Source organism: Haliea sp., from assembly GCF_040221975.1.
GTDB lineage: Bacteria > Pseudomonadota > Gammaproteobacteria > Pseudomonadales > Halieaceae > Haliea.
Map to the genome: position 1 here is coordinate 29,594 of NZ_JAVJWR010000006.1, position 20,028 is coordinate 49,621.

Below are 20,028 nucleotides of genomic sequence, written 5' to 3' on the forward strand. Positions count from 1 at the left end.
CCTTGCAGTCACTGGATTGTTTCAAGGCCTACGATGTGCGCGGCCGGGTACCGGATCAGCTCAATGAGGACATCGCCCGCCGCATAGGCCGCGCCTTCGCCCAGGTCATTGAGCCGCGCAAGGTGGTGCTCGGCCACGATGTCCGTCTCAGCAGCGAGGCGATCAAGGGCGCCCTCGCGGCGGGCCTGCGGGAGCAGGGGGTGGATGTCTACGATATCGGTCTCTGTGGTACGGAGGAAATCTACTTCGCCACCTCCCATGCCGGCATGGACGGGGGCATTGTGGTCACGGCCAGCCACAACCCGAAGGATTACAACGGGATGAAATTCGTGCGCGACCTGTCCCGGCCGATCTCCGGCGACAGTGGCCTGTTCGCAATCCGCGACCTGGCGGCCGGCAATGACTTCACCCCCGCGGCAACAGCGGGCGGCTACTACCCCCTGGATACCGCCGCCGCCTATATAGAACACCTGCTCGGCTATGTGGATGTGGCCGCGCTGCCACCACTGCGAATTGTGGTGGATGCCGGTAACGGTGGCGCTGGCCGGGTAATCGACCTGCTGGAACCACACCTGCCCTTCGAGTTCATCAAGCTGCACCACGAGCCGGACGGCAACTTCCCCAACGGTGTGCCCAACCCGCTGTTGCCGGAAAACCGCGCGCTGACCAGCGCCGCAGTCGTCGCCCACGGCGCCGACATGGGCATCGCCTGGGATGGCGACTTCGATCGCTGCTTTTTCTTCGATGAACGCGGCGAGTTTGTCGAGGGCTACTACCTGGTGGGCCTGTTGGCGGTGGCGTTCCTGCTGCAGGATCCGGGGGCCGCCATCGTGCACGATCCACGCCTGACCTGGAACACGGTGGACCTGGTGCAGGCCTTCGGTGGCCGTGCGGTGCAGAGCAAGACCGGCCACGCCTTCATCAAGGAACGGATGCGCAAGGAAAATGCAGTCTACGGCGGCGAGATGAGTGCGCACCACTACTTTCGCGACTTCGCCTACTGCGACAGCGGCATGATTCCGTGGCTGCTGGTGGCGGGCCTTATTGGCAGCCGCGGGCTGCCCCTGTCAGCGCTGGTGGCGGAGCGGGTCGCGGCGTTTCCCTGCAGTGGCGAGATCAATCGCAGTATTGCCGATCCGCAGGCGCTGTTGGCGCGGATTGCGGAACGCTATGGGCCGGAAGCATTACTGGTGGAGTCTGTGGACGGTGTCAGCATGGCATTCGAAACATGGCGCTTCAACCTGCGCCTGTCCAATACCGAGCCGGTTGTGCGCCTGAATGTGGAAAGCCGCGGTGATGCCGGCCTGATGCGCGCGCGCACCGACGAGCTGCTGGCGCTGATTGACGCTCAGGCCTGAGCGTCGGCTGGCGGTTCCCCCTGGGCCGCGAACCATTGCGACAGCAGACGCTCGGTAGCGGCGTCCATGCTCTTGCGGCTGTCCGGGTTGCGCAGGCGATCGAGAATCGCAACCCCGATCTCCTTGCCCAGTTCCACGCCCCACTGGTCGAATGAGTTGACTCCCCAGAGCTGGCCGCTGCAGAAGGTCCTGTGTTCGTACAGGGCCAGCAGGGCGCCGAGACTGTGGGGTGTTACCGCATCCAGTGTGATCACGCTGCTGGGGCGATTGCCGGGCATGGCCAGGTGTGGCGCCAGCCGATTCGCCTCCGCCGCGTCCAGGCCCCGCTCCAGCAGGCTCGCCCGTGCTTCATCTTCACTGCGCCCGACCATCAGGGTACGGCTCTGGGCGAGGCCGTTGGCGACCAGCATTTGGTGTCGAGCGCTGTCCCCGACCGCCGTGGTCAGCGGCAGGATGAAGTCCGCCGGGCACAGGCGTGTGCCCTGGTGTAGCAACTGGTGGAACGAATGTTGCCCCATGGTGCCCGCCGAGCCCCACAGTACCGGTGCGCTGTCATAGTCCAGCGGCTCGCCGTCGCGGGTGACGCGCTTGCCGTTGCTTTCCATGGTGAGCTGCTGGAGGAAGTCCGGCAGCCGCGCCAGGCCCTGATCATAGGGCAGTACCACATGGTTGCCGGCGCCGAAGAAGTTGCAGTACCAGATCTCCAGCAGGCTCAGCAACATCGGCAGGTTGAAGGCGCAGCTGGCGCTGGCGAAATGACTGTCCATCTCCTCGGCGCCCGCCAGCAGGTCGCTGAAGTTTTCCCAGCCGATTGCGATGGCGACGCTCAAGCCCACCGCCGACCACAGCGAGTAGCGCCCGCCCACCCAGTCCCACAGCGGCAAACAATTGTCGGCGGGCACACCAAAGCTGGCGGCGGCTTCCAGATTGGTGGTGATTGCCAGGAAGTGGCGCTGCAGATCGTCCACTGGCACCCCCGCGGCCAGTAGCCAGTCGCGGGCCGCCAGCCCGTTGGCCAGGGTTTCTTCGGTGCGGAAGGATTTGGAGCAGAGAATGAACAGGGTGGTGCCGGGATCCAGGCCCTGCAGGGTGTAGTGGAGGTCGGCCGGGTCAACATTGGCCACATAGTGGCAGCGCACCGGGCCGTGGCAGGCGGCCAGAGCGCCGCTGACCAGGCGCGGCCCCAGGTCGGAGCCGCCGATGCCGATATTCACCACATCCTGGATGGCATTGCCGGAAAAGCCCGTCAACTGGCCGCTGTGGATGCGCTCGCACCAGAGCCGCATGCGCTGGCGGGTATCTTCGACCGCGCTGAACTCCGCCTCGAGGCCGCCCGGGGCCGAGCGCGCACGCAACAGGGTGTGCAGAGCCGGGCGCGACTCCGTGTTGTTCAGTGGTGCACCGGCCAGCAGTTGCGCTGCCCGCTGTGGCAGCCGGGCTTGCTCCGCCAGCCGCAGCAGCGCAGCGCGGCTGTCGCGGCACAGCAGGTGTTTGGAATAATCCAGGGTCAGCCCCGCGGCACTGGCGGTAAACTCCGAGGCCCGCTGCGCGTCCTTGCTGAACAGGGTGGCAATGGAAGTGTCCTGCATCTGTGCCGCGAGGGCTTGCAGTTCACGCCAGGACGGAAGATCTGAGAGACGCGGGGTGTAGGTCATTGCGGGCACCGCCAGTGTGGTTGTGCAGTATAGGCAGCGCTGAGGCGGCCTGCAATTTGCGCTTAGTGATCCCGCTCCAGCGACAGCCTGGTGAGGGCGTGCAGGGCATCCAGGGCCGGACCCGGCGGCAGCCCCGCGAGTGCCGCCAGTGCCAGGTCGTGGTGTTCGCGGGCTCGCTCGCGGGTGTAATCCGCGGCGCCGCAGCGACCGATCGCCGCGACAATACCGGCGATATCAGCTGCCGTTTTGCCGGTGATTGCGCGCCGTACCAGGGCCTGCTCGTCGCTGTTGCCGCAACGCAGCACATGGATCAGGGGCAGGGTGAGCTTGCCCTCGCTCAGGTCGTCGCCGACATTCTTGCCCATGGTTGCGGCATCACCCTCATAATCCAGCATGTCGTCGACCATCTGGAAGGCTAGGCCGAGGTGCAGGCCGAAGGTGGCCATCCGCTCCGATCTGGCTGGATCGGTAGCGCCGAGGACGGCGGCGCCGTGGCAGGCGGCGGCAAACAGTACTGCGGTCTTGCGGGTGATGATGTCCAGGTAATCCTGTTCGCTGGTGTCGGCATTGCCTGCCCGCACCAGCTGCAGGACCTCGCCCTCGGCGATGGTGTTGGTGGTGTCCGCCATGTAGCGCAGGATGTTCATGTCCCGCAATTCAACCATCAACTGGAAGGCGCGGGTATAGAGGAAGTCACCGACCAGTACGCTGGGCGCATTGCCGAAGGTGGCATTGGCGGTGGGCCGGCCACGCCGCAGTTCGGAGACATCGACCACGTCATCGTGGAGCAGGGTTGCGGTGTGAATGAATTCGATGACCGCGGCAAAGGTGATGTGCTCGTCGCGGCAACCACCGAGAGCGGCTCCGGTGAGCAGGGCCAGCAACGGGCGCAGCCGCTTGCCTCCCGCATCAACGATATAGTGGCCGACATTCTCGACCATGGGGACATCGGACTGGAGCTGGTCGATGATCAGCCGGTTGACCCGTTCGAACTCCCCGGAGACGGTGGCGCGAATGTGTTGCATAGTATGCTGGCTTGGTAAGTGCCCGCGCATGCTAGGGTGCACCGGCAGGGGTGTCAAGCCACTGCTTTGAGGGGCAAATAAACCTTGCCCACAACGCCATGTTTGAGTAGAATCGCCGCCCTCTGGAGCTGGTCCCGCACCGTGCGGATGTCTCCGGGTTTCATGGACACTGTTAGTGCCTGGCTCTGCCCCCTTGATCGCCAAGGGTATTTTCCGAGACCGCGAGCAGGCTAACTCAACGGAGAAGACAATGTACGCAGTAATCGAGAGCGGCGGCAAGCAGCACCGCGTGGTTGAGGGTGAAACCCTCAAGCTGGAAAAAATTGAAGCCGCCACCGGGGACACGGTTGAGTTCGACCGGGTACTGATGATTGGCGGCGACCAGGTCAGGATCGGTACCCCGCTGGTGGCTGGTGGCAAGGTGACCGCAGAAGTGGTCAACCATGGCCGCCACAAGAAAGTAAAGATTGTGAAGTTCAACCGCCGCAAGCACTATCGGAGAGAAACCGGGCATCGCCAGTGGTTCACCGAAGTGAAAATTACCGGCATCACGGCGTAACGGAGGCTATCGACAATGGCACACAAGAAAGCAGGCGGCAGTACCCGCAACGGTCGCGATTCCGAAAGCAAACGCCTCGGCGTCAAGCGCTTCGGCGGCGAAGTGGTCAAGGCTGGCAACATTATCGTGCGCCAGCGCGGCACCCGTTTCCACCCCGGCGAAAATGTTCGCTGCGGCAGGGACCATACACTGTTCGCCACGTCCGAGGGGCGGGTCGAGTTTGTGGTCAGGGGTCCCAACAACCGCAAGTTCGTTCAGGTCGTGAGCGCCTGATCGGGCGCTTGCACCGAGCGGTTACAAAAGCCTCGTCAACTGACGGGGCTTTTTTTTTATACTTACAGGCAATCCCCGGGCGCGATGGCGCGCCCGGCACAGGGTGGCAATGGCAGGTCCATGAAATTTGTAGATGAAGCAAGCATCAAGGTGTTTGCGGGCAACGGTGGCAATGGCTGCCTCAGCTTCCGCAGGGAAAAGTACGTGCCTCGCGGTGGCCCGGATGGCGGCGATGGCGGCGACGGCGGCAGCGTCATCATGGAGGCCGATGAAGGCCTGAATACGATGGTGGACTATCGTTTCGTGCGCAGCTACCGGGCCCAGAATGGCGAGTCCGGCAAAAGTCGCAACTGTACCGGCAAGGGTGGTGAAGACCTGGTGCTGCGAGTGCCGGTGGGGACCACCATCATCGACGAGGACAGTGCCGAGGTGCTGGGTGACCTGGCGGAGCACGGGCAGCGGCTGGTGGTGGCCCAGGGCGGCTGGCACGGGCTGGGTAATGCCCGCTTCAAGTCCAGCACCAACCGGGCGCCGCGCCAGACCAGCCCCGGCACCGAAGGCGAGCAGCGCTCGCTGAAGCTGGAGCTGAAAGTGCTGGCGGACGTCGGCCTGCTGGGCCTGCCCAATGCGGGCAAGTCCACGTTCATACGCGCGGTGTCCGCCGCGCGCCCGAAAGTGGCTGACTATCCCTTCACCACGCTGGTGCCCAACCTGGGCGTCGTCAAGGTGGACTCCCACCGCAGCTTCGTGGTCGCGGACATTCCCGGCCTGATCGCGGGCGCTTCCGATGGCGCCGGCCTGGGTATCCGCTTTCTCAAGCACCTGACCCGCAACCGGATTCTGTTGCACCTGGTGGATATGGCGCCGGTGGATGGCAGTGAGCCGGTGGACGCTGCCGTTGCCATCGTGCAGGAGCTGGAGCGATTCAGCCCGACCCTGGCGCAGCGCCCGCGCTGGCTGGTGCTGAACAAGATTGACCTGGTGCCGGAGGGGGAACTCGCCGCCCGGCGTGCGGCGGTGCTGGAAGCGCTGGCCTGGACCGGGCCGGTGTACGAGATTGCAGCCATCAGCGGCGAGGGCACCACGCGCCTGTGCCAGGACCTCATGGTTGTGCTGGAAGAGCAGAAGGCCCTCGAAAAGACCGATCCGGAGATAGCAGAGGCCGAAGCGCAACAGCAGGCACGGATGCAGCAGGAGGCGCGGGAGCGGATCGAAGCCCTGCGTGCCCAGTATCGACGCGCAGCCTCGGCTGCTGGCAGCGACGAAGATGATGACGATGACGACGAGGTAGAAGTGGAATACGTTCACTGATGAGCAGCGGTGCGCGCACGGAAATCGCTGCTGCCCGACGCTGGGTAATCAAGGTTGGCAGCGCCCTGCTGACCAACGACGGCCGCGGCCTGGACAGCGCCATGATTGGCAGCCTGGTGGCACAGATTGCCGCGCTCAGGGCTGGCGGTGCGGAGGTGGTGCTGGTCTCCAGTGGCGCCGTTGCCGCAGGCATCGTGCGTCTCGGCTGGCCCCGACGACCATCACAGCTGCATGAACTGCAGGCGGCTGCGGCCGTGGGTCAGTCCGCCCTTATCCAGAGCTATGAAACCGCTTTTAGGGGCTACGATATCGCCTCCGCCCAGATCCTCCTGGGCCACGATGACATCACGGCCCGCGACCGTTACCTCAATGCCCGCGGTACGCTGACGACACTGCTGCGCCTGGGGGTGGTACCGATCGTCAATGAAAACGATACGGTTGTCACCGACGAAATCCGCTTCGGTGACAACGACACCCTGGCCGCACTGGTCGCCAACCTGATTGACGCGGATGCCCTGCTCCTGCTCACCGACCAGCAGGGTCTCTACGAGGAAGACCCGCGCATGAATCCCTTTGCCGCTCTGGTGGAAGCCCGTGATGTCCACGACGTCGCGCTGGACGCGATGGCTGGAGAGGGCGGTGCGCTGGGGCGGGGCGGCATGATCACGAAACTGCGGGCTGCACGGTTGGCGGCCAGGTCGGGTACGGAGACCGTGATTGCCAGCGGCCGCCATCCGGATGTGCTGGCGGAAGTGGCGGCCGGGGTCATTGTCGGCACCTGGCTGCGCACCGGCAAGCGGCCGCAGAATGCCCGCAAGCAATGGCTCGCGGGGATGGTCCAGGTTGCCGGCAGTCTGGAACTGGACGAAGGCGCGGTGCGGGTGCTGCGGGAATCCGGCCGCAGCCTGCTGCCTGTGGGTGTGCGCGCCGTGTCAGGCCGCTTCCAGCGCGGTGACATGGTGTCCTGTCGCTGCCCGGAAGGGCGCGAGGTGGCCCGCGGACTGGTCAACTATGGTGCCGATGACACCCGCCGCATCATGGGTCAGCCGTCCGCGGCGATCGAGCAGGTGCTGGGTTACCAGGGCGATGAGGAGCTCATTCATCGCGACAACCTGGTGCTGTGCTAGGCTCATGCAGATGACCCCCGAAGTGTTGCTGGTCGCCTACTGTGTTGCAATTGCCTTGCTGTCGCTGGCAGGTGGCCTGTTGCCGAACTGGGTGCAGATGACGCACACTCGCACGCAGCTGGTCATGAGCTTTGTTTCGGGCCTGATGCTGGGAGTCGCGTTCTACCACTTGCTGCCGCACAGTATCGCCCTGCAGCCATCGGCTCAGGGCGCGGACGTTTCGGTATGGTGGTTGATGATTGGGCTGATCACCATGCTCATGTTGCTGCGCATGTTCCATTTTCACCAGCATGACTTCAGTGCCGCAGAGATAGAGCATCTCGATCTGCACCCGCAGGTCGATGACCCCCATCACCATGACCACCACCATTCCGGGACGGCCCCCACCGCTCACCGCCTGAGCTGGGTCGGCCTTGCCCTCGGCCTCGGGCTGCATACCCTGATTGATGGTGTCGCCCTGGGGGCGGCCATGCAGGGTGAGCTGGGCCACACGGCCGGCTTGCTGGGGGTGGGCGTGTTCCTGGCCATCCTGCTGCACAAACCCCTGGATGCCATGTCCATTACCACGATCATGGAGGCCGGGGGCTGGAGCCGCCGGTCCCGGGCCCTGGCCAATGTGGGTTTTGCCCTTTTGTGCCCGCTGGGGGCGCTGCTGTTTTATTTCGGGGTGGACCTGCTGGGTGACGCTCGCCACTATGCGGTGGCGGTCGCGCTGGCATTTTCAGCCGGCGCCTTTATCTGCATTGCTCTCAGCGATCTGCTGCCGGAAGTACATTTTCACAGTCACGATCGCGGCAAGCTGACGCTGGCATTCGTGGTCGGTATCATTCTCGCCTACGCCATCGGCGTCATCGAGCCCGCCGGGGCGCACCTGCACGGAATCTGAGCAATCAGGAGGAACTGGTGGTAAAGCGGATTATCTACCCGCCCATGTGGCTGGTATTCGGTATCGTGGCAATTTTCGCGCTGAACGAATTCTATCCGGGGCCGCGCTTCACCAGTCTCGGCAGCCAGCTGGTCGGCGGCGCGATCCTGGTGGCGGGGCTCGCCCTGCTGGTACTTGCCGGCGGCCTGTTCAAGCGTGCCGGCACCGACATGATCCCGTTTCGCGACGTCTCGGCGCTGGTCACCGGGGGGGTCTACCGCTTCAGCCGCAACCCCATGTATCTCGGCATGGCCGCCATTCTGCTGGGCTGTGCCGTAACGGTCGGAGCCGCCAGCGCCCTGCTGGTACCGCTGCTGTTCATGGTCATTATCGAATGGCGCTACATTCGCCCGGAGGAAGCGTTGTTGCGGGGCTTGTTTGCGCAGGAGTACGCAGCCTACTGCCAGCGGGTACGTCGCTGGCTGTAGGCTCGCTAACGGCTGGCGCCCAGGGCCTGAGCCCGGGACTGGGTGGCGTCGGGGTCGAAAGTCAGCGGCAGCCAGCCGTCGATCTGCTGCTCAATGATGGTGGTCAGGGCGTCAATGTGGCCCGGATCACTGTTCAGGCAGGGAATGTACTCGTAGCGTTCACCGCCTGCCTCCAGGAAATAATCCCGGTTTTCTACTCCGATTTCCTCAATCGTCTCCAGACAGTCCGCGGAGAAGCCCGGACAGATCATCTGCACTGATCTGACGCCTGCGGCGGGCAGCCCCTGCAGCGTGTCGTCAGTGTAGGGCGTCAGCCAGGGCTCGCGACCGAAGCGGGACTGGAAACAGGTCAGGTAGTCCTCGCTGACCAGCCCCAGGGCTTCGGCCAGCAGGCGGCTGGTCTTGTGGCATTGACAGTGATACGGGTCGCCCTGCTCCAGATAGCGCTGTGGTTCACCGTGGAAGGACATCAGCAGCTTGTCGGCGCGGCCGTGCTGCTGCCAGTGGCTGCGTACGCTGGCGGCAAGCGCCTCAATGTAGGCCGGATGGTCATGGTACTGGGCCACGAAACGCAGCTCCGGCAGCCAGCGCCGGCGGCGGAAATCCGCGGCCACTGCGTCGAAGGTGGAGCCGGTCGTGGGGCCGCTGTACTGCGGGTATAGCGGCAGCACCAACAGGTGCTGGACGCCGCGGGCAAGCAGGGATTGCAGCTGCTCGGGGATGGAGTGGGAGCCGTAGCGCATGGCGTACTCGACCTGGACGGACTCACCATGCCGCGCCGTCAGCCGGGCCTGCAGTGCCCCGGCCTGGGCCTGGGTGTGCAGCAGCAGCGGCGAGCCTTCCGGGGTCCAGACAGAGCGGTAGGCGGCGGCGGAGCGCGCCGGCCGCACATTGAGAATGATACCGTGCAGGATCACAAACCAGATCAGGCGCGGCACCTCCACCACGCGCGGGTCAGACAGAAACTCACGCAGGTAGCGGCGCAAGGCGCCTTTCTCCGGCGCATCGGGCGTGCCCAGATTGGTCACCAGGACGCCGATCCGTGGTGGCTGGCGGTGGTTGTAGTCGGTGGTTCCACGGTAGCGCATGGGGCCGCATTATCCTGTGAGTGGCGCGTAAAGCCAAGCAAAGAGATGCTCGGGAGAGGGGATACGCTGGCGCCGCAGCCCCGGATTAATGCAGCAGCGTGTCGAGCACGACACCGAGCAGGAACAGGGGCGTGAAGTGGCGGGTATGGCGGAAGCAGGCGGCGGAAAACCACAGCGGCCAGAGCTTTGCCGGGTAGCGTTGGGGGCGGGTTTCAGGCTTGGGGCTGCGCAGCAGTTGCAGGTTGCGATACAGGCTCGGCAGGCTGGCAAATACCAGCAGCAGGGGCCAGCTGAAGGCGCCCGCGAGCACCAGCCCCAGGGTCAGCCCGTACTGCGCCAGCAGCAGCGCCAGCGTCGCCCGCCGCGCCCGGCGCTCGCCGAGAATGACAGGCAGGGTGTGCACCGATTTGTCGCGGTCCGCCGCCAGCTTGTCGGTGTGCTTGCCGAACAGCACGGTGGTCGGCCCGAGGGCGAACACCAGGCTCAGCCACGCGACTTCATTGCTCCAGCTGCCTGTGACCACGAAGTAGGTGCCCCCCACCATCAACGGCCCCCAGACCAGCAGCACCGAGGGCTCGCCGAGGCCGATATATTTGAGGGGCCAGGTGTAGAACAGCACGAAGAAGGCGCCCGCCAGCATCAGTGCCAGGGTCGGCCCGCTGCGCACGCTTGCCAGCCACAGGCCCAGGGCCAGGGCAATGGCCGCAGTGAAGGCAAAATAGCGCCAGAACTGCGGTTCACTCATCAGGCCATCTTCCAGTACATGCACGCCGTACTGGTTGCGGTAGTAATTGTTGCGGTCAATGCCGCGGCGGGAGTCGGTGTAGTCATTGAGCAGGTTATTGCTGGCATGGGCGAACATCAGGCCCAGGGTGCAGGCCAGCCACAGCAGGGCATTGAACTGTCCGTCGCGCCAGGCCAGCAAACCTCCCAGCATGGCTGCGGTCAGGGTCATGAACAGTACCGATGCCCGGCAGGCAAGCAACCAGCGTGACACCGGGTCCAGCTGTTCCCACTGGGTGGCATTGACCCCGGGCATTCCGTTGAGCGCGGCGGCCCACAGCTTGATATCTGGCACTGACGGTGTCCTGATCGATTTCCCCTGACGTGCGCAGCATAGCAGGCATTGCGGCCCATGCGATGGTAAGGTGAGGTTTTCAACTGGACAATGAAGGAGCTTTTCATGGCAGGCTTGCTGCGAGCGCTGGCCCTGGGCCTGTTGCTGTTGCCGGGGGCGGCGATGGCCCTGGATGATGAAGATGTTCTCGCCTGGCTGGACCGGGAGCAGGAACAGTATGCCGCCCTGGCGCTGGCGCTCTGGGACGAGGCGGAATTGGGTTACCTGGAAACCGAAAGCAGTGGTCTGCTGCAGCAAGAGCTGGCGGCTGCCGATTTTCGCATCGAGACCGGGGTTGCCGGCCTGCCGACAGCATTTGTGGCCAGCTACGGTTCGGGGGAGCCGGTGATCGGCATTCTGGCGGAGTTTGACGCCCTGCCGGGGATTTCCCAGACCGCCGCGCCGCGTCGCGAACCCCACCCTGACAAGCACAGTGGCCATGCCTGTGGCCATCATCTGTTCGGCGCCGGTTCGACCGCGGCGGCGGTGGCGGTGCGGCAGTGGATGGAGGCGAACAATATCCCGGGCACCCTGCGGCTTTACGGCACGCCGGCGGAGGAGGGGGGCTCAGGCAAGGTGTACATGGTGCGCGCGGGTTTGTTCGATGATGTCGACTCCGTGCTGGTGTGGCATCCCGCTGACCGCAACGCCGCCGATATCGCGACCACGCTCGCCAACAAGTCGGCCAGGTTCCGCTTCCGCGGCATTGCCTCCCACGCGGCTGTAGCGCCCGAGCGCGGGCGCTCCGCGCTGGATGCGGTAGAGGCAATGAACTATATGGCCAACCTGATGCGTGAGCACATGCCGCAGGAAGCGCGCATGCACTATGTGATTACCAGCGGTGGCTCGGCCCCCAATGTCGTGCCGGATTTTGCCGAGTCCTTTTATTACCTGCGCCATCCGCAGGCCGCGACCCTGGAGCAGCTCTGGAGCCGTCTGCTGGAGACAGCGGAGGGTGCGGCGCTTGGCACCGGTACAGAAATGGAGCTGGAGGTCATACACGGTAATCACAGTGTGCTGCCCAACGAAACCCTGGCAAGCGCCATGCACCGGCGCCTGACCATGGTGGGCGGGGTCACTTATGACGCGGCAGACCTGGCTTTCGCCACCGAGCTGGCGGAGTCGCTCGCCAGCCGCGAAGCGGACCTCGCTGCCGCCGCTGCCCGTATTGAACCCATGAGCCTGCTCCAGGGCATGGGCTCCACCGATGTCGGCGATGTCAGCTGGACGGTTCCGACCGCCGAGATGCGCGCGGCGACCTGGGTGCCGGGCACTGCACCCCACACCTGGCAGGCGATTGCGGCCGGCGGTACGGCAATAGGAACGAAGGGGATGATGGTGGCGGCAAAAACCATGGCGCTCACCGCGATCGACCTGTTCCTGCAGCCCGAGCTGTTGCAGGCAGCGCGCGCTGAGTTCGAGCAGCGCCGCGGAACGGACTTTGAGTACCGGCCGCTGCTGGGCGACCGCGAGCCGCCACTGGACTATCGTCGCTGAGCCAGGGGAGCAGCTTCCGGAGAACTGGTTGCTTTTGAAACCAGTTCTCCGGAGAGCTATACTGCAGAAACGCCCATCTGCCGCGGGATCCGCATGCACCACGCTCTCAGCCTGACCCGATTTTTGCCCTACCGATGCAACGCCCTGGCGCGCAAGATCAGCGTGTCGCTGTCGCGTATCTACACTGAACGCTTTGGCATCACGGTCGCGGAATGGCGGGTGCTGGTCACGCTGGCAGAGTACGGTGAGCTGCAGGCAAAACGTGTCAGTGAGCTCACCAACATGGACAAGGTGCAGGTCTCGCGGGCAGTGGCCGCAATGCAGGGCCGGGGCCTGCTGCAGCGCCGGCCCTGTGAGCGCGACAGTCGCGCTGCATTGCTGTGCCTGAGCGCGGACGGTGCCGAGCTGTACCGGCGCATAGAACCGGAGGTCCTGGCCTGGGAGCAGTCGCTGCTGGCGCCACTGGCGCCGGCGGAGCGGGACACCCTGTTTGCCCTGATCGACAAGCTGGAGTTGCAATTGGCCGCCATGCCCGAGACACCCGCCCTCGATAACCGGGATGCGCCATGACCCGGCAGCTGCAGGACTGCGGCCGGTAGTCCCCGGCGTAGCCGCTTTACGCATGCATCCGGTGCCGGCTTGCACTAAGATACCTCCTCTCGCAAAAGGACTACCCTGAGACGGACCATGTCACTGGACTTTGACAGCGCGCGCTTGCCCAACCCCCATATCACTGCGGAGCACGAGGCCTGGCGAACGCAGCTGCGCCGCTTCATCGACACCGAGATCATGCCTCATGCGGACGCCTGGGATGAAGCCGGCCATATTCCCATCGAGCTGTGGCCCAAGGCCGCTGCGATCGGGTTGCTGGGCCTGGGCTATCCCGAGGCCTGGGGTGGCACCCGCGAGGGTATCGACAGCTGGCACAGCTGGATTACCCAGGAAGAGCTGGCCCGCATCGGCGCCGGGGGCATCCCCGCCAGCCTGATGGTGCACGGCATCGGCCTGCCGCCGGTGATCAACTGGGGTTCCGAGGCCATGAAACAGGCAGTGGCGCCGCTGGTGCTGGCGGGGGAAAAACACATTGCGCTCGGCATCACCGAGCCCGGCGGCGGCTCCGATGTGGCTGGGCTGGCCACCACGGCGGTGCGCGACGGCGACCACTACGTCGTCGACGGCTCCAAGACCTACATTACCGGCGGCATGCGTGCGAACTGGGTGTCCACCGCGGTGCGCACCGGCGGTCCGGGGGCCAAGGGTATCTCCATGCTGCTGATTCCCACCGACGCCGCGGGTTTTTCCCGCACCCCGCTGGAGCGCAAGCAGGGCTGGTGGGCCTCGGACACCGCCACTCTCTATTTCGACAATGTGCGGGTACCGGTGGACCAGCTGATCGGGCCGGAAAACCAGGGCTTCCTGGTGATCATGACCAATTTCAACGGCGAGCGCATGGCGATGGCCGCGGGGATGGAGGCCATGGCCCGGGTCTGCCTGGAGGAGGCGGTAGCCTGGGCGCAGGAGCGCACGACGTTTGGCAAGCGGCTCGCCGACCACCAGGTGATCCGCCACAAGATCGCGCAGATGAAGCAGAAGATCAACGCCACCCAGGCCTACATCCGGCTCTGCTTCGAGTCGATCGAGGCGGGCACTGCCAACCCCGGTGACATCGCCCTGCTCAAGGTGCAGGCCAGCGAGACTGTTGAATTCTGCGCCCGCGAGGCCATGCAGATTCTTGGCGGTATCGGCTTCATGCGCGGCAGCCGGGTAGAGCGGATCTACCGCGAGGTGCGGGTCAACGCCATTGGCGGCGGTTCCGAGGAAATCATGCGCGACCTGGCGGCACGCCAGTATGGAGTCTGAAATGAAACTGTGGCATTGCGCCGGGGCGCGCTCGCTGCGCCCCCTCTGGACCCTGGAGGAGATGGGGCTGGAGTATGAGCTGGAGGTGCTGCCGTTCCCGCCGCGGATGCTGCAGCCCGACTTTTTACAGGTAAACAGCCTGGGAACCGTGCCGTTCTTTGTCGATGGCGCCACGGAAATGACCGAGTCCGCCGGAATCTGCCAGTATCTGGTGGACCGTTATCCGGCGCAGGCGGGAGACCTCGCTGTGGGGCCGCAGGACGCGGACTACGGCGCCTGGCTCAACTGGCTGCACCACAGTGATGCCACCCTGACGTTTCCCCAGACCATTGCCCTGCGCTATTACTTTTTCGAGCCGGATCCGGCCAAGCGCGCGGTCGCCGACGACTATGCAAAGTGGTTTCGCGCCCGCCTGCGCCGGGTCGACGACCGGGTTGCCAACCACGAGTACCTGGTCGCGGATCGCTTCACGATCGCGGACATCGCGGTGGGCTATGCCCTGTTCCTGGGCTCTGTCCTGCATCTGGACAAGTACTACAGGCCCGCGACCAAGGCCTATCTTGAACGCCTGATGTCGCGCCCCGCCTTCCAGCGCGCCAATGCCCACGGTGAGCCGCTGGTGTTGCCGGATGTGGTGTGACCCGATTGAATCTCTGCCAGGGAGTAACGCGTGAGTACGGTTAGTGAACAGGACAAGCAAGACTTCCGCAGGGAAGTGGCGGCCTGGTTGCGGGCGAACAAGCCTGCGGATCCGGGCTTTCTCCTGCCCCAGTCCTTCATGGAGGTGGGCAATGAGCAGCAGCTCGAGTTCCTGCGGGAGTGGCAACACAAGGTCTGGAATGCGGGTTACCTGGGCATGGCCTGGCCACGGCAGTACGGCGGCCAGGGGCTGGACCCGGTATTCCAGTCCATCGCCGACCAGGAGATGCGCCGTGCCGCGGTGCCGATCTGCTTCAATGTCATTGGTCTCGGCTGGGCCGGCCCGCTGATCAACGATATCGGCACCGAGGAGGAGAAGGCCCGTTACCTGAAGGGGATCCTGACCGGCGAGGATATCTGGTGCCAGGGCTTTTCCGAGCCGGATCACGGCTCCGACCTGGGCAACGCCCAGACCCGGGCGCTGCGCGACGGTGACGACTACGTCATCAACGGCACCAAGATCTGGACCACCATGGGCAACTTCGCCAAATACATGATCCTGCTGGCGCGCACCAATCCGGCGGCGGAGCGGAAATACGATGGCCTGTCCTTTTTCCTGGCGCCGATGCAGGTGCCGGGCATTGATCCGCGGCCTATCCGAAAGCTGACCGGGGAGTACGGGTTCACCGAGACTTTCTTTACCGACGCGCGCATACCCGCCAGCTGCCTGATGGGCGCCGAGGGCCAGGGCTGGAAGATCGCCATGAAGACCCTGCAGTACGAGCGCGGTGCCGAGGCCGGCGCTGCCGGTGGCCTGGCCTTCGTGCGTATTGTCATTGACGACATGATCGCAGAGCTGGCGGATGTGGAGCGCGATGGCGCGCCTGTGCTGCAGGATCCGGCGGTCCGCGACCAGCTGGTACAGCTGATCATGGAGGAGAAAGCGGTGGTGCTGGGCGACCGGCGTGCGGGCATCGGCCCCTTGACCACGGACTATCCGTTTTCCCTGCCCCTGTCCAACAAGCTGCGTTTCACCGAGAGCACCCGCCGCATGCGACAGCTGGCGATCAATCTCCAGGGCGCCGACGGCGGCCTCTACGTCGGCGACGCGGGTGCGCGCCAGGGCGGTTTCTGGCAGCGGGCCTACCTCAACAGCTTTTCCGCCACCATCGGCGGCGGCACCAGCCAGGTGCAGGCCAATATCATTGCCGAGCATATTCTCGGCCTGCCCAAATAAGGAGCGCCCGGCGTGTCAGTTATTGGTAGTACAGCGCTGAGCTTCAGCGAAGACCAGGCGATGATTCTGGATGTGGCGCGCTCATTCTGCCGCGACCAGTCGACTATTCCCGCAGTACGGGCGCTGCTGGAGTCCGCCACCGGCTTCGACCCGGCGGTATGGCAACAGATGGTCGACATGGGCTGGCCGGGCATGGCGCTGCCGGAGGCCGTGGGTGGCTCCGGCCTCGGTGTGGCGGCGGTGGTGCCGGTAATGGAGGCCATGGGCAGGTCCCTGCTCGGGGGGCCGCTGCTGAGCAGCGTGCTGGCGGGCCAGTTGCTGCTGCGATCGGTGGCAGAGCCGGCACAGGAAACCCTGCTGGCGGCGCTGGCGGCGGGGGCACCCGCCACGGTGGGGCTGCTGGACAATCACGATTGGGGTGCCCGTCAAATCCGCTGTGAGCTGGGGGTCGATGGTGTGCTGCAGGGTGCCAAGCAGCAGGTGATGGATGCGGCCGTGGCTGAATGGTTTGTGGTCGTGGCACAGCAGGCCGGTGAGCCGGTGCTGGCGCTGGTTGCCGCCGCGGATGTGCCCGCCGCGGCCCGCCGTGAGCACACCCTCATCGATTGCACCCGCCGCGCCCAGGCGATTGACTTCAGCGGCATCAAGGTGGCGGAGGACGCGGTTGTCCGCGGTCCCCGGGTGGCCAGCGGCCTGCGCGACTTGCGTCTGCTGGGCGCTCTGCTGGTAGCGGCCGAGGCCGGCGGCAGCGCGGCGGCCTGTCTCGATAATACGGTCGAGTACCTCAAGACCCGCAAGCAGTTCGGCAAGTTGATCGGGTCCTATCAGGCCCTGAAACATCCCTGCGTGGATATCCTGGTCGGCGTCGACTCGACCCGCTCGTTTGTCTACCATGCCGCGACCCTGCTCGGCGAGGACGCTCTCGATCGCGACGCCGAGATCGCCTGCCGCATGGCCAAGGCCCAGGCCACCGAGACGCTCAAGTACGCCGGTGATCGCGCGATCCAGTTTCACGGTGGCATGGGTTTTACCTGGGAGTGCGATGCCCAGCTCTATGTGCGCCGGGCGCAGTGGAGCCAGCAGGCCTATGGCGATGCCCAGCATCACCGCAAGCAGCTTGCGCATCTGCTCCTCGACCACTGAGGCCGGGCCGGACCCGGTCCGCTTCCCGTCCGTCACGTCCAGCCGTAGCGCCGCTGCGTATCAAGGGCCATGAAAAAGAAATCATCCACCATTCGCCAGGGTAGTCTAGGGCGTGGACTGGCAGTGTCCCTGGCCGGATTGCGCGCGGGCAGTGCCTTTGCCATCGACGGTGCCCTGCAGCGATTGCGTCCGGGCGGGGAGCAGGACGAGGCCGCTGCGGACTCTCCTTTCATCCGCAGGGAGGCGCGTCGCTTCGTCGCCGAGCTGGGGCGCCTCAAGGGTACCTATGTCAAGATTGGGCAGATGTTTGCCCTGCTCGGCGAGCACTTCCTGCCCCGAGCCCTGACGGAAGCGCTGCAGGAGCTGAACGCCGCGACCGAGCCGCTGCCCTGGGAGGAGATCGAGCCGCAGCTGCGGGCCAGTCTGGGCAAGCGCCTGGCAGAACTCGACGTGGAACACGAGGCGCTGGCGGCGGCTTCCCTGGCCCAGGTGCACCGTGCCACGGTGACCGCGACCGGGGAACAGATCTGCCTGAAGGTGCAGTACCCGGGCCTGCGCGAGGTCATCGACAGCGACTTTGATGCGGTGGTGCGGATGCTGTTGCTGGCGCGCTGGATCAAGGCCGGGCGCGAACTGGACGACTGGCTGGAGTCCATGCGTGCGCACCTGCACCAGGAGATCGACTACCGGCACGAGGCACACATGGGCGATACCGTGGCGGAGCTGGTGGCCCGGGATACGGCCAGCCCCGGCGGCAGCCCCTACTATGTCCCCAGGCGCTTCCCGCGCTACTGCAGCGACGATGTGCTGGCGCTGGAATACATCGACGGCTGGCAGGTCAATCGCCCGGAAGTGGCCGCCCTGTCCCAGCGCCGCCGCAATGCCCTGGGCCGCAGCATGCTGGCGCTGTTCTTTCACGAACTGTACCGCTGGGGCGTGCTGCAGACCGACCCCAATTTCGGCAACTACCTGGTCCGCAGCGGCGCCCGTAGCGACCAGCTGGTACTGCTGGACTTCGGCTCTACCCTGAGCTGTGACAAGGCCTTTCTCCGGCACCTGGGCAATGCCATTGCTGCCGGTCAGGAACAGGACCGGGATGCCCTGCTGCAGAGCCTGATCGGACTCGGTTGCCTGGATGCCAACAGCAGCGCCTATGCCCGGGAATCCTTCACTGATTTCTGTCTCGGCCTGTTGGAACCACTGCGTCCCCCGGCCGAGCTGCCCCCGGAGTATCTGAACGCGAAGGGTGAGTACCGCTGGGGCAAGTCCCGTCTGCTGCGGCGGGCGGGCAAGGCGGCGGCGAGTTCGGCGGCGTCGCTGGATTTTGCCACCCCGTCCCGGGATTTTGCCCTGATTGCGCGCAAGCTGACCGGGGTATATACCTTCATCGCGGTGCTGGATGCCGAGTTCAATGCCCACGACCTGGTGCGCCGGCATATCCGCCACTGGCGGGAGAACACCGAATGAGTGAAGAAGACACTACCAGTGCGGTGCCGGCGGGCCGGTTGCGGCGGCTGGCGGGGATGGCGCGCCTGGCCGGCGGCGTTGCCGGCGGCATGCTGGCGGAAGGCGAGCGCCAGCTGCGCGCGGGCAAGCGCCCCAAGGCGCGGGACCTGCTGCTGACCCCGGGCAACGCCCGCCGGGTGACCAAACAGCTGGCGCGGATGCGCGGCGCCGCCATGAAGCTGGGCCAGATCCTGTCCATGGATAGCGGCGACCTGCTGCCGCGAGAGCTGGCGGAGATCCTGGCACGGTTGCGGGCGGATGGCGAGTCGATGCCGGTCAAGCAGTTGCGGGAGGCCCTGCGGCAGGCTTTCGGCCCCGACTGGGATCCCGCGCTGTTCGAGTTCGAGTGGCGTCCCCTGGCGGCGGCCTCCATCGGCCAGGTACACCGCATCCGCGCCCCCGACGGCCGCGCCGCGGTGCTCAAGATCCAGTACCCGGGCATCGCCGACAGCATCGACAGCGATGTCGACAACATCGCCACCCTGTTGCGCATGTCGGGGCTGCTGCCGCGGCACCTGGATCTGCAGCCGCTGCTGCTGGATGCCCGCGCCCAGCTCAAGGATGAGGCCGACTATCTCAAGGAAGCGAAATACCTTAACCGGTTTCGTAGAGCCCTTGCCCACGACCAGCGCTTTGTCCTGCCGGAAGTGCTGCCGGAACTGACCTGGCGCAACGTGCTGGGCATGACCTACGTCGAGGGCGAGTCCATCGAGACGCTGGCCCTGCAGCCGGCGGCCGAACGCGACCGGGTCATGAGCGCCCTGATCGAGTTGTTGCTGACCGAAATGTTCGAGCTGCGGCTGGTGCAAACCGATCCCAATTTTGCCAATTATCAGTATCGTGAGCGCGATGGCGCCATCGTGCTGCTGGATTTCGGTGCCACCCGCCCGTTCAAGGCCGCCTTTGTGCGCGACTACGGCAAGCTGGCAGCGGCCGCCATGGCCGGCGACCGGGAGCGCGCGGCAAGGGCCGCGGAGCGTGTTGGCTACTCCATGGGCGAACCGGGTTCGCGTTACCGGGAGCTGGTACTGGACATGCTGCTGCTGGCGCTGGAGCCGCTGCGGCAGGAGGGGCCCTACGACTTCGGCGCCTCCGACATGCCCGCCCGGCTGATGGAAATGGGCCAGTCAGTAACCGGCTTCAGGGATTTCTGGCAGGCGCCGCCCACCCATGCGGTCTATTTTCACCGCAAGCTGGGGGGCATGTTCATGCTCGCCAATCGCCTCAAGGCCAAGGTGGATGTGCGGGCACTGATGGCGCAGCGGGTTAATGAAGCCTGA

At 65.3% G+C, this 20,028-nt stretch carries 19 protein-coding genes; 15 read left to right on the forward strand and 4 right to left on the reverse strand.

Features of this window, described 5'->3' with window-relative positions; genetic code table 11:
• Positions 1-2 precede the first annotated feature (2 nt).
• On the forward strand, positions 3-1,358 hold the full coding sequence (locus RLO07_RS01535) for a phosphohexomutase domain-containing protein (RefSeq protein WP_462290365.1): 1,356 nt from the start codon (positions 3-5) through the stop codon (positions 1,356-1,358).
• Here RLO07_RS01535 and pgi read toward each other — a convergent pair.
• Both pgi and RLO07_RS01545 read right to left on the reverse strand, forming a co-directional pair.
• The gene (pgi, locus tag RLO07_RS01540) at positions 1,349-3,013 is read right to left on the reverse strand and encodes a glucose-6-phosphate isomerase (RefSeq protein WP_462290366.1); all 1,665 of its coding nucleotides are present in this window, start codon (positions 3,011-3,013) and stop codon (positions 1,349-1,351) included. The two genes, RLO07_RS01535 and pgi, sit on opposite strands and share 10 nt — an antisense overlap.
• 62 nt (positions 3,014-3,075) lie before the next feature.
• On the reverse strand, positions 3,076-4,038 hold the full coding sequence (locus RLO07_RS01545; protein ID WP_462290367.1) for a polyprenyl synthetase family protein: 963 nt from the start codon (positions 4,036-4,038) through the stop codon (positions 3,076-3,078).
• 250 nt (positions 4,039-4,288) lie between these two features.
• Here RLO07_RS01545 and rplU point away from each other — a divergent pair, with 250 nt between their 5' ends.
• From rplU to RLO07_RS01575, 6 genes are all read left to right on the forward strand, one after another.
• Complete coding sequence (gene rplU, locus RLO07_RS01550) at positions 4,289-4,597, forward strand: 50S ribosomal protein L21 (RefSeq protein ID WP_462290368.1); 309 nt, start codon at positions 4,289-4,291, stop codon at positions 4,595-4,597.
• 15 nt (positions 4,598-4,612) lie between these two features.
• Positions 4,613-4,870, forward strand: a complete 258-nt coding sequence (gene rpmA, locus RLO07_RS01555) for a 50S ribosomal protein L27 (RefSeq protein WP_462290369.1) — start codon at positions 4,613-4,615, stop codon at positions 4,868-4,870.
• Between the two features lie 120 nt (positions 4,871-4,990).
• Positions 4,991-6,181 (forward strand): Obg family GTPase CgtA, encoded by a 1,191-nt coding sequence (gene cgtA, locus RLO07_RS01560; RefSeq protein WP_462290370.1) that lies wholly within the window; start codon positions 4,991-4,993, stop codon positions 6,179-6,181.
• Positions 6,181-7,308: a glutamate 5-kinase gene (proB, locus tag RLO07_RS01565; RefSeq protein WP_462290371.1), complete on the forward strand. Its 1,128-nt coding sequence runs from the start codon at positions 6,181-6,183 to the stop codon at positions 7,306-7,308. Before cgtA ends, proB begins: the two co-directional genes overlap by 1 nt.
• 4 nt (positions 7,309-7,312) lie before the next feature.
• The gene (locus RLO07_RS01570; RefSeq protein WP_462290372.1) at positions 7,313-8,194 is read left to right on the forward strand and encodes a ZIP family metal transporter; all 882 of its coding nucleotides are present in this window, start codon (positions 7,313-7,315) and stop codon (positions 8,192-8,194) included.
• Positions 8,195-8,211: 17 nt separating this feature from the next.
• Positions 8,212-8,661 (forward strand): methyltransferase family protein, encoded by a 450-nt coding sequence (locus RLO07_RS01575; protein ID WP_462290373.1) that lies wholly within the window; start codon positions 8,212-8,214, stop codon positions 8,659-8,661.
• A 5-nt stretch (positions 8,662-8,666) separates the two neighbouring features.
• On the opposite strand, the gene hemH is transcribed toward RLO07_RS01575, so the two are convergent.
• Both hemH and RLO07_RS01585 read right to left on the reverse strand, forming a co-directional pair.
• Entirely contained in the window at positions 8,667-9,749 is a 1,083-nt protein-coding gene (gene hemH, locus RLO07_RS01580; protein ID WP_462290374.1) for a ferrochelatase, read from the reverse strand.
• Between the two features lie 85 nt (positions 9,750-9,834).
• The gene (locus RLO07_RS01585; protein ID WP_462290375.1) at positions 9,835-10,827 is read right to left on the reverse strand and encodes a prenyltransferase; all 993 of its coding nucleotides are present in this window, start codon (positions 10,825-10,827) and stop codon (positions 9,835-9,837) included.
• A 105-nt stretch (positions 10,828-10,932) separates the two neighbouring features.
• Between RLO07_RS01585 and RLO07_RS01590 the strand changes: the two genes are divergently transcribed.
• The 8 genes from RLO07_RS01590 (at position 10,933) to RLO07_RS01625 (ending at position 20,028) form a co-directional block, all read left to right on the forward strand.
• Positions 10,933-12,363, forward strand: coding sequence for an amidohydrolase (locus RLO07_RS01590; protein ID WP_462290376.1), 1,431 nt, complete (start codon positions 10,933-10,935; stop codon positions 12,361-12,363).
• A gap of 93 nt (positions 12,364-12,456) precedes the next feature.
• The gene (locus RLO07_RS01595) at positions 12,457-12,933 is read left to right on the forward strand and encodes a MarR family winged helix-turn-helix transcriptional regulator (RefSeq protein ID WP_462290377.1); all 477 of its coding nucleotides are present in this window, start codon (positions 12,457-12,459) and stop codon (positions 12,931-12,933) included.
• A gap of 117 nt (positions 12,934-13,050) precedes the next feature.
• On the forward strand, positions 13,051-14,223 hold the full coding sequence (locus RLO07_RS01600) for an acyl-CoA dehydrogenase family protein (RefSeq protein ID WP_462290378.1): 1,173 nt from the start codon (positions 13,051-13,053) through the stop codon (positions 14,221-14,223).
• A 1-nt stretch (position 14,224) separates the two neighbouring features.
• Positions 14,225-14,863 (forward strand): glutathione S-transferase family protein, encoded by a 639-nt coding sequence (locus tag RLO07_RS01605; protein ID WP_462290379.1) that lies wholly within the window; start codon positions 14,225-14,227, stop codon positions 14,861-14,863.
• Between the two features lie 30 nt (positions 14,864-14,893).
• Entirely contained in the window at positions 14,894-16,099 is a 1,206-nt protein-coding gene (locus RLO07_RS01610) for an acyl-CoA dehydrogenase family protein (protein WP_462290380.1), read from the forward strand.
• A gap of 12 nt (positions 16,100-16,111) precedes the next feature.
• The gene (locus RLO07_RS01615) at positions 16,112-17,242 is read left to right on the forward strand and encodes an acyl-CoA dehydrogenase family protein (protein ID WP_462290381.1); all 1,131 of its coding nucleotides are present in this window, start codon (positions 16,112-16,114) and stop codon (positions 17,240-17,242) included.
• A gap of 69 nt (positions 17,243-17,311) precedes the next feature.
• Positions 17,312-18,709 (forward strand): ABC1 kinase family protein, encoded by a 1,398-nt coding sequence (locus RLO07_RS01620; RefSeq protein ID WP_462290382.1) that lies wholly within the window; start codon positions 17,312-17,314, stop codon positions 18,707-18,709.
• On the forward strand, positions 18,706-20,028 hold the full coding sequence (locus tag RLO07_RS01625) for an ABC1 kinase family protein (protein ID WP_462290383.1): 1,323 nt from the start codon (positions 18,706-18,708) through the stop codon (positions 20,026-20,028). Before RLO07_RS01620 ends, RLO07_RS01625 begins: the two co-directional genes overlap by 4 nt.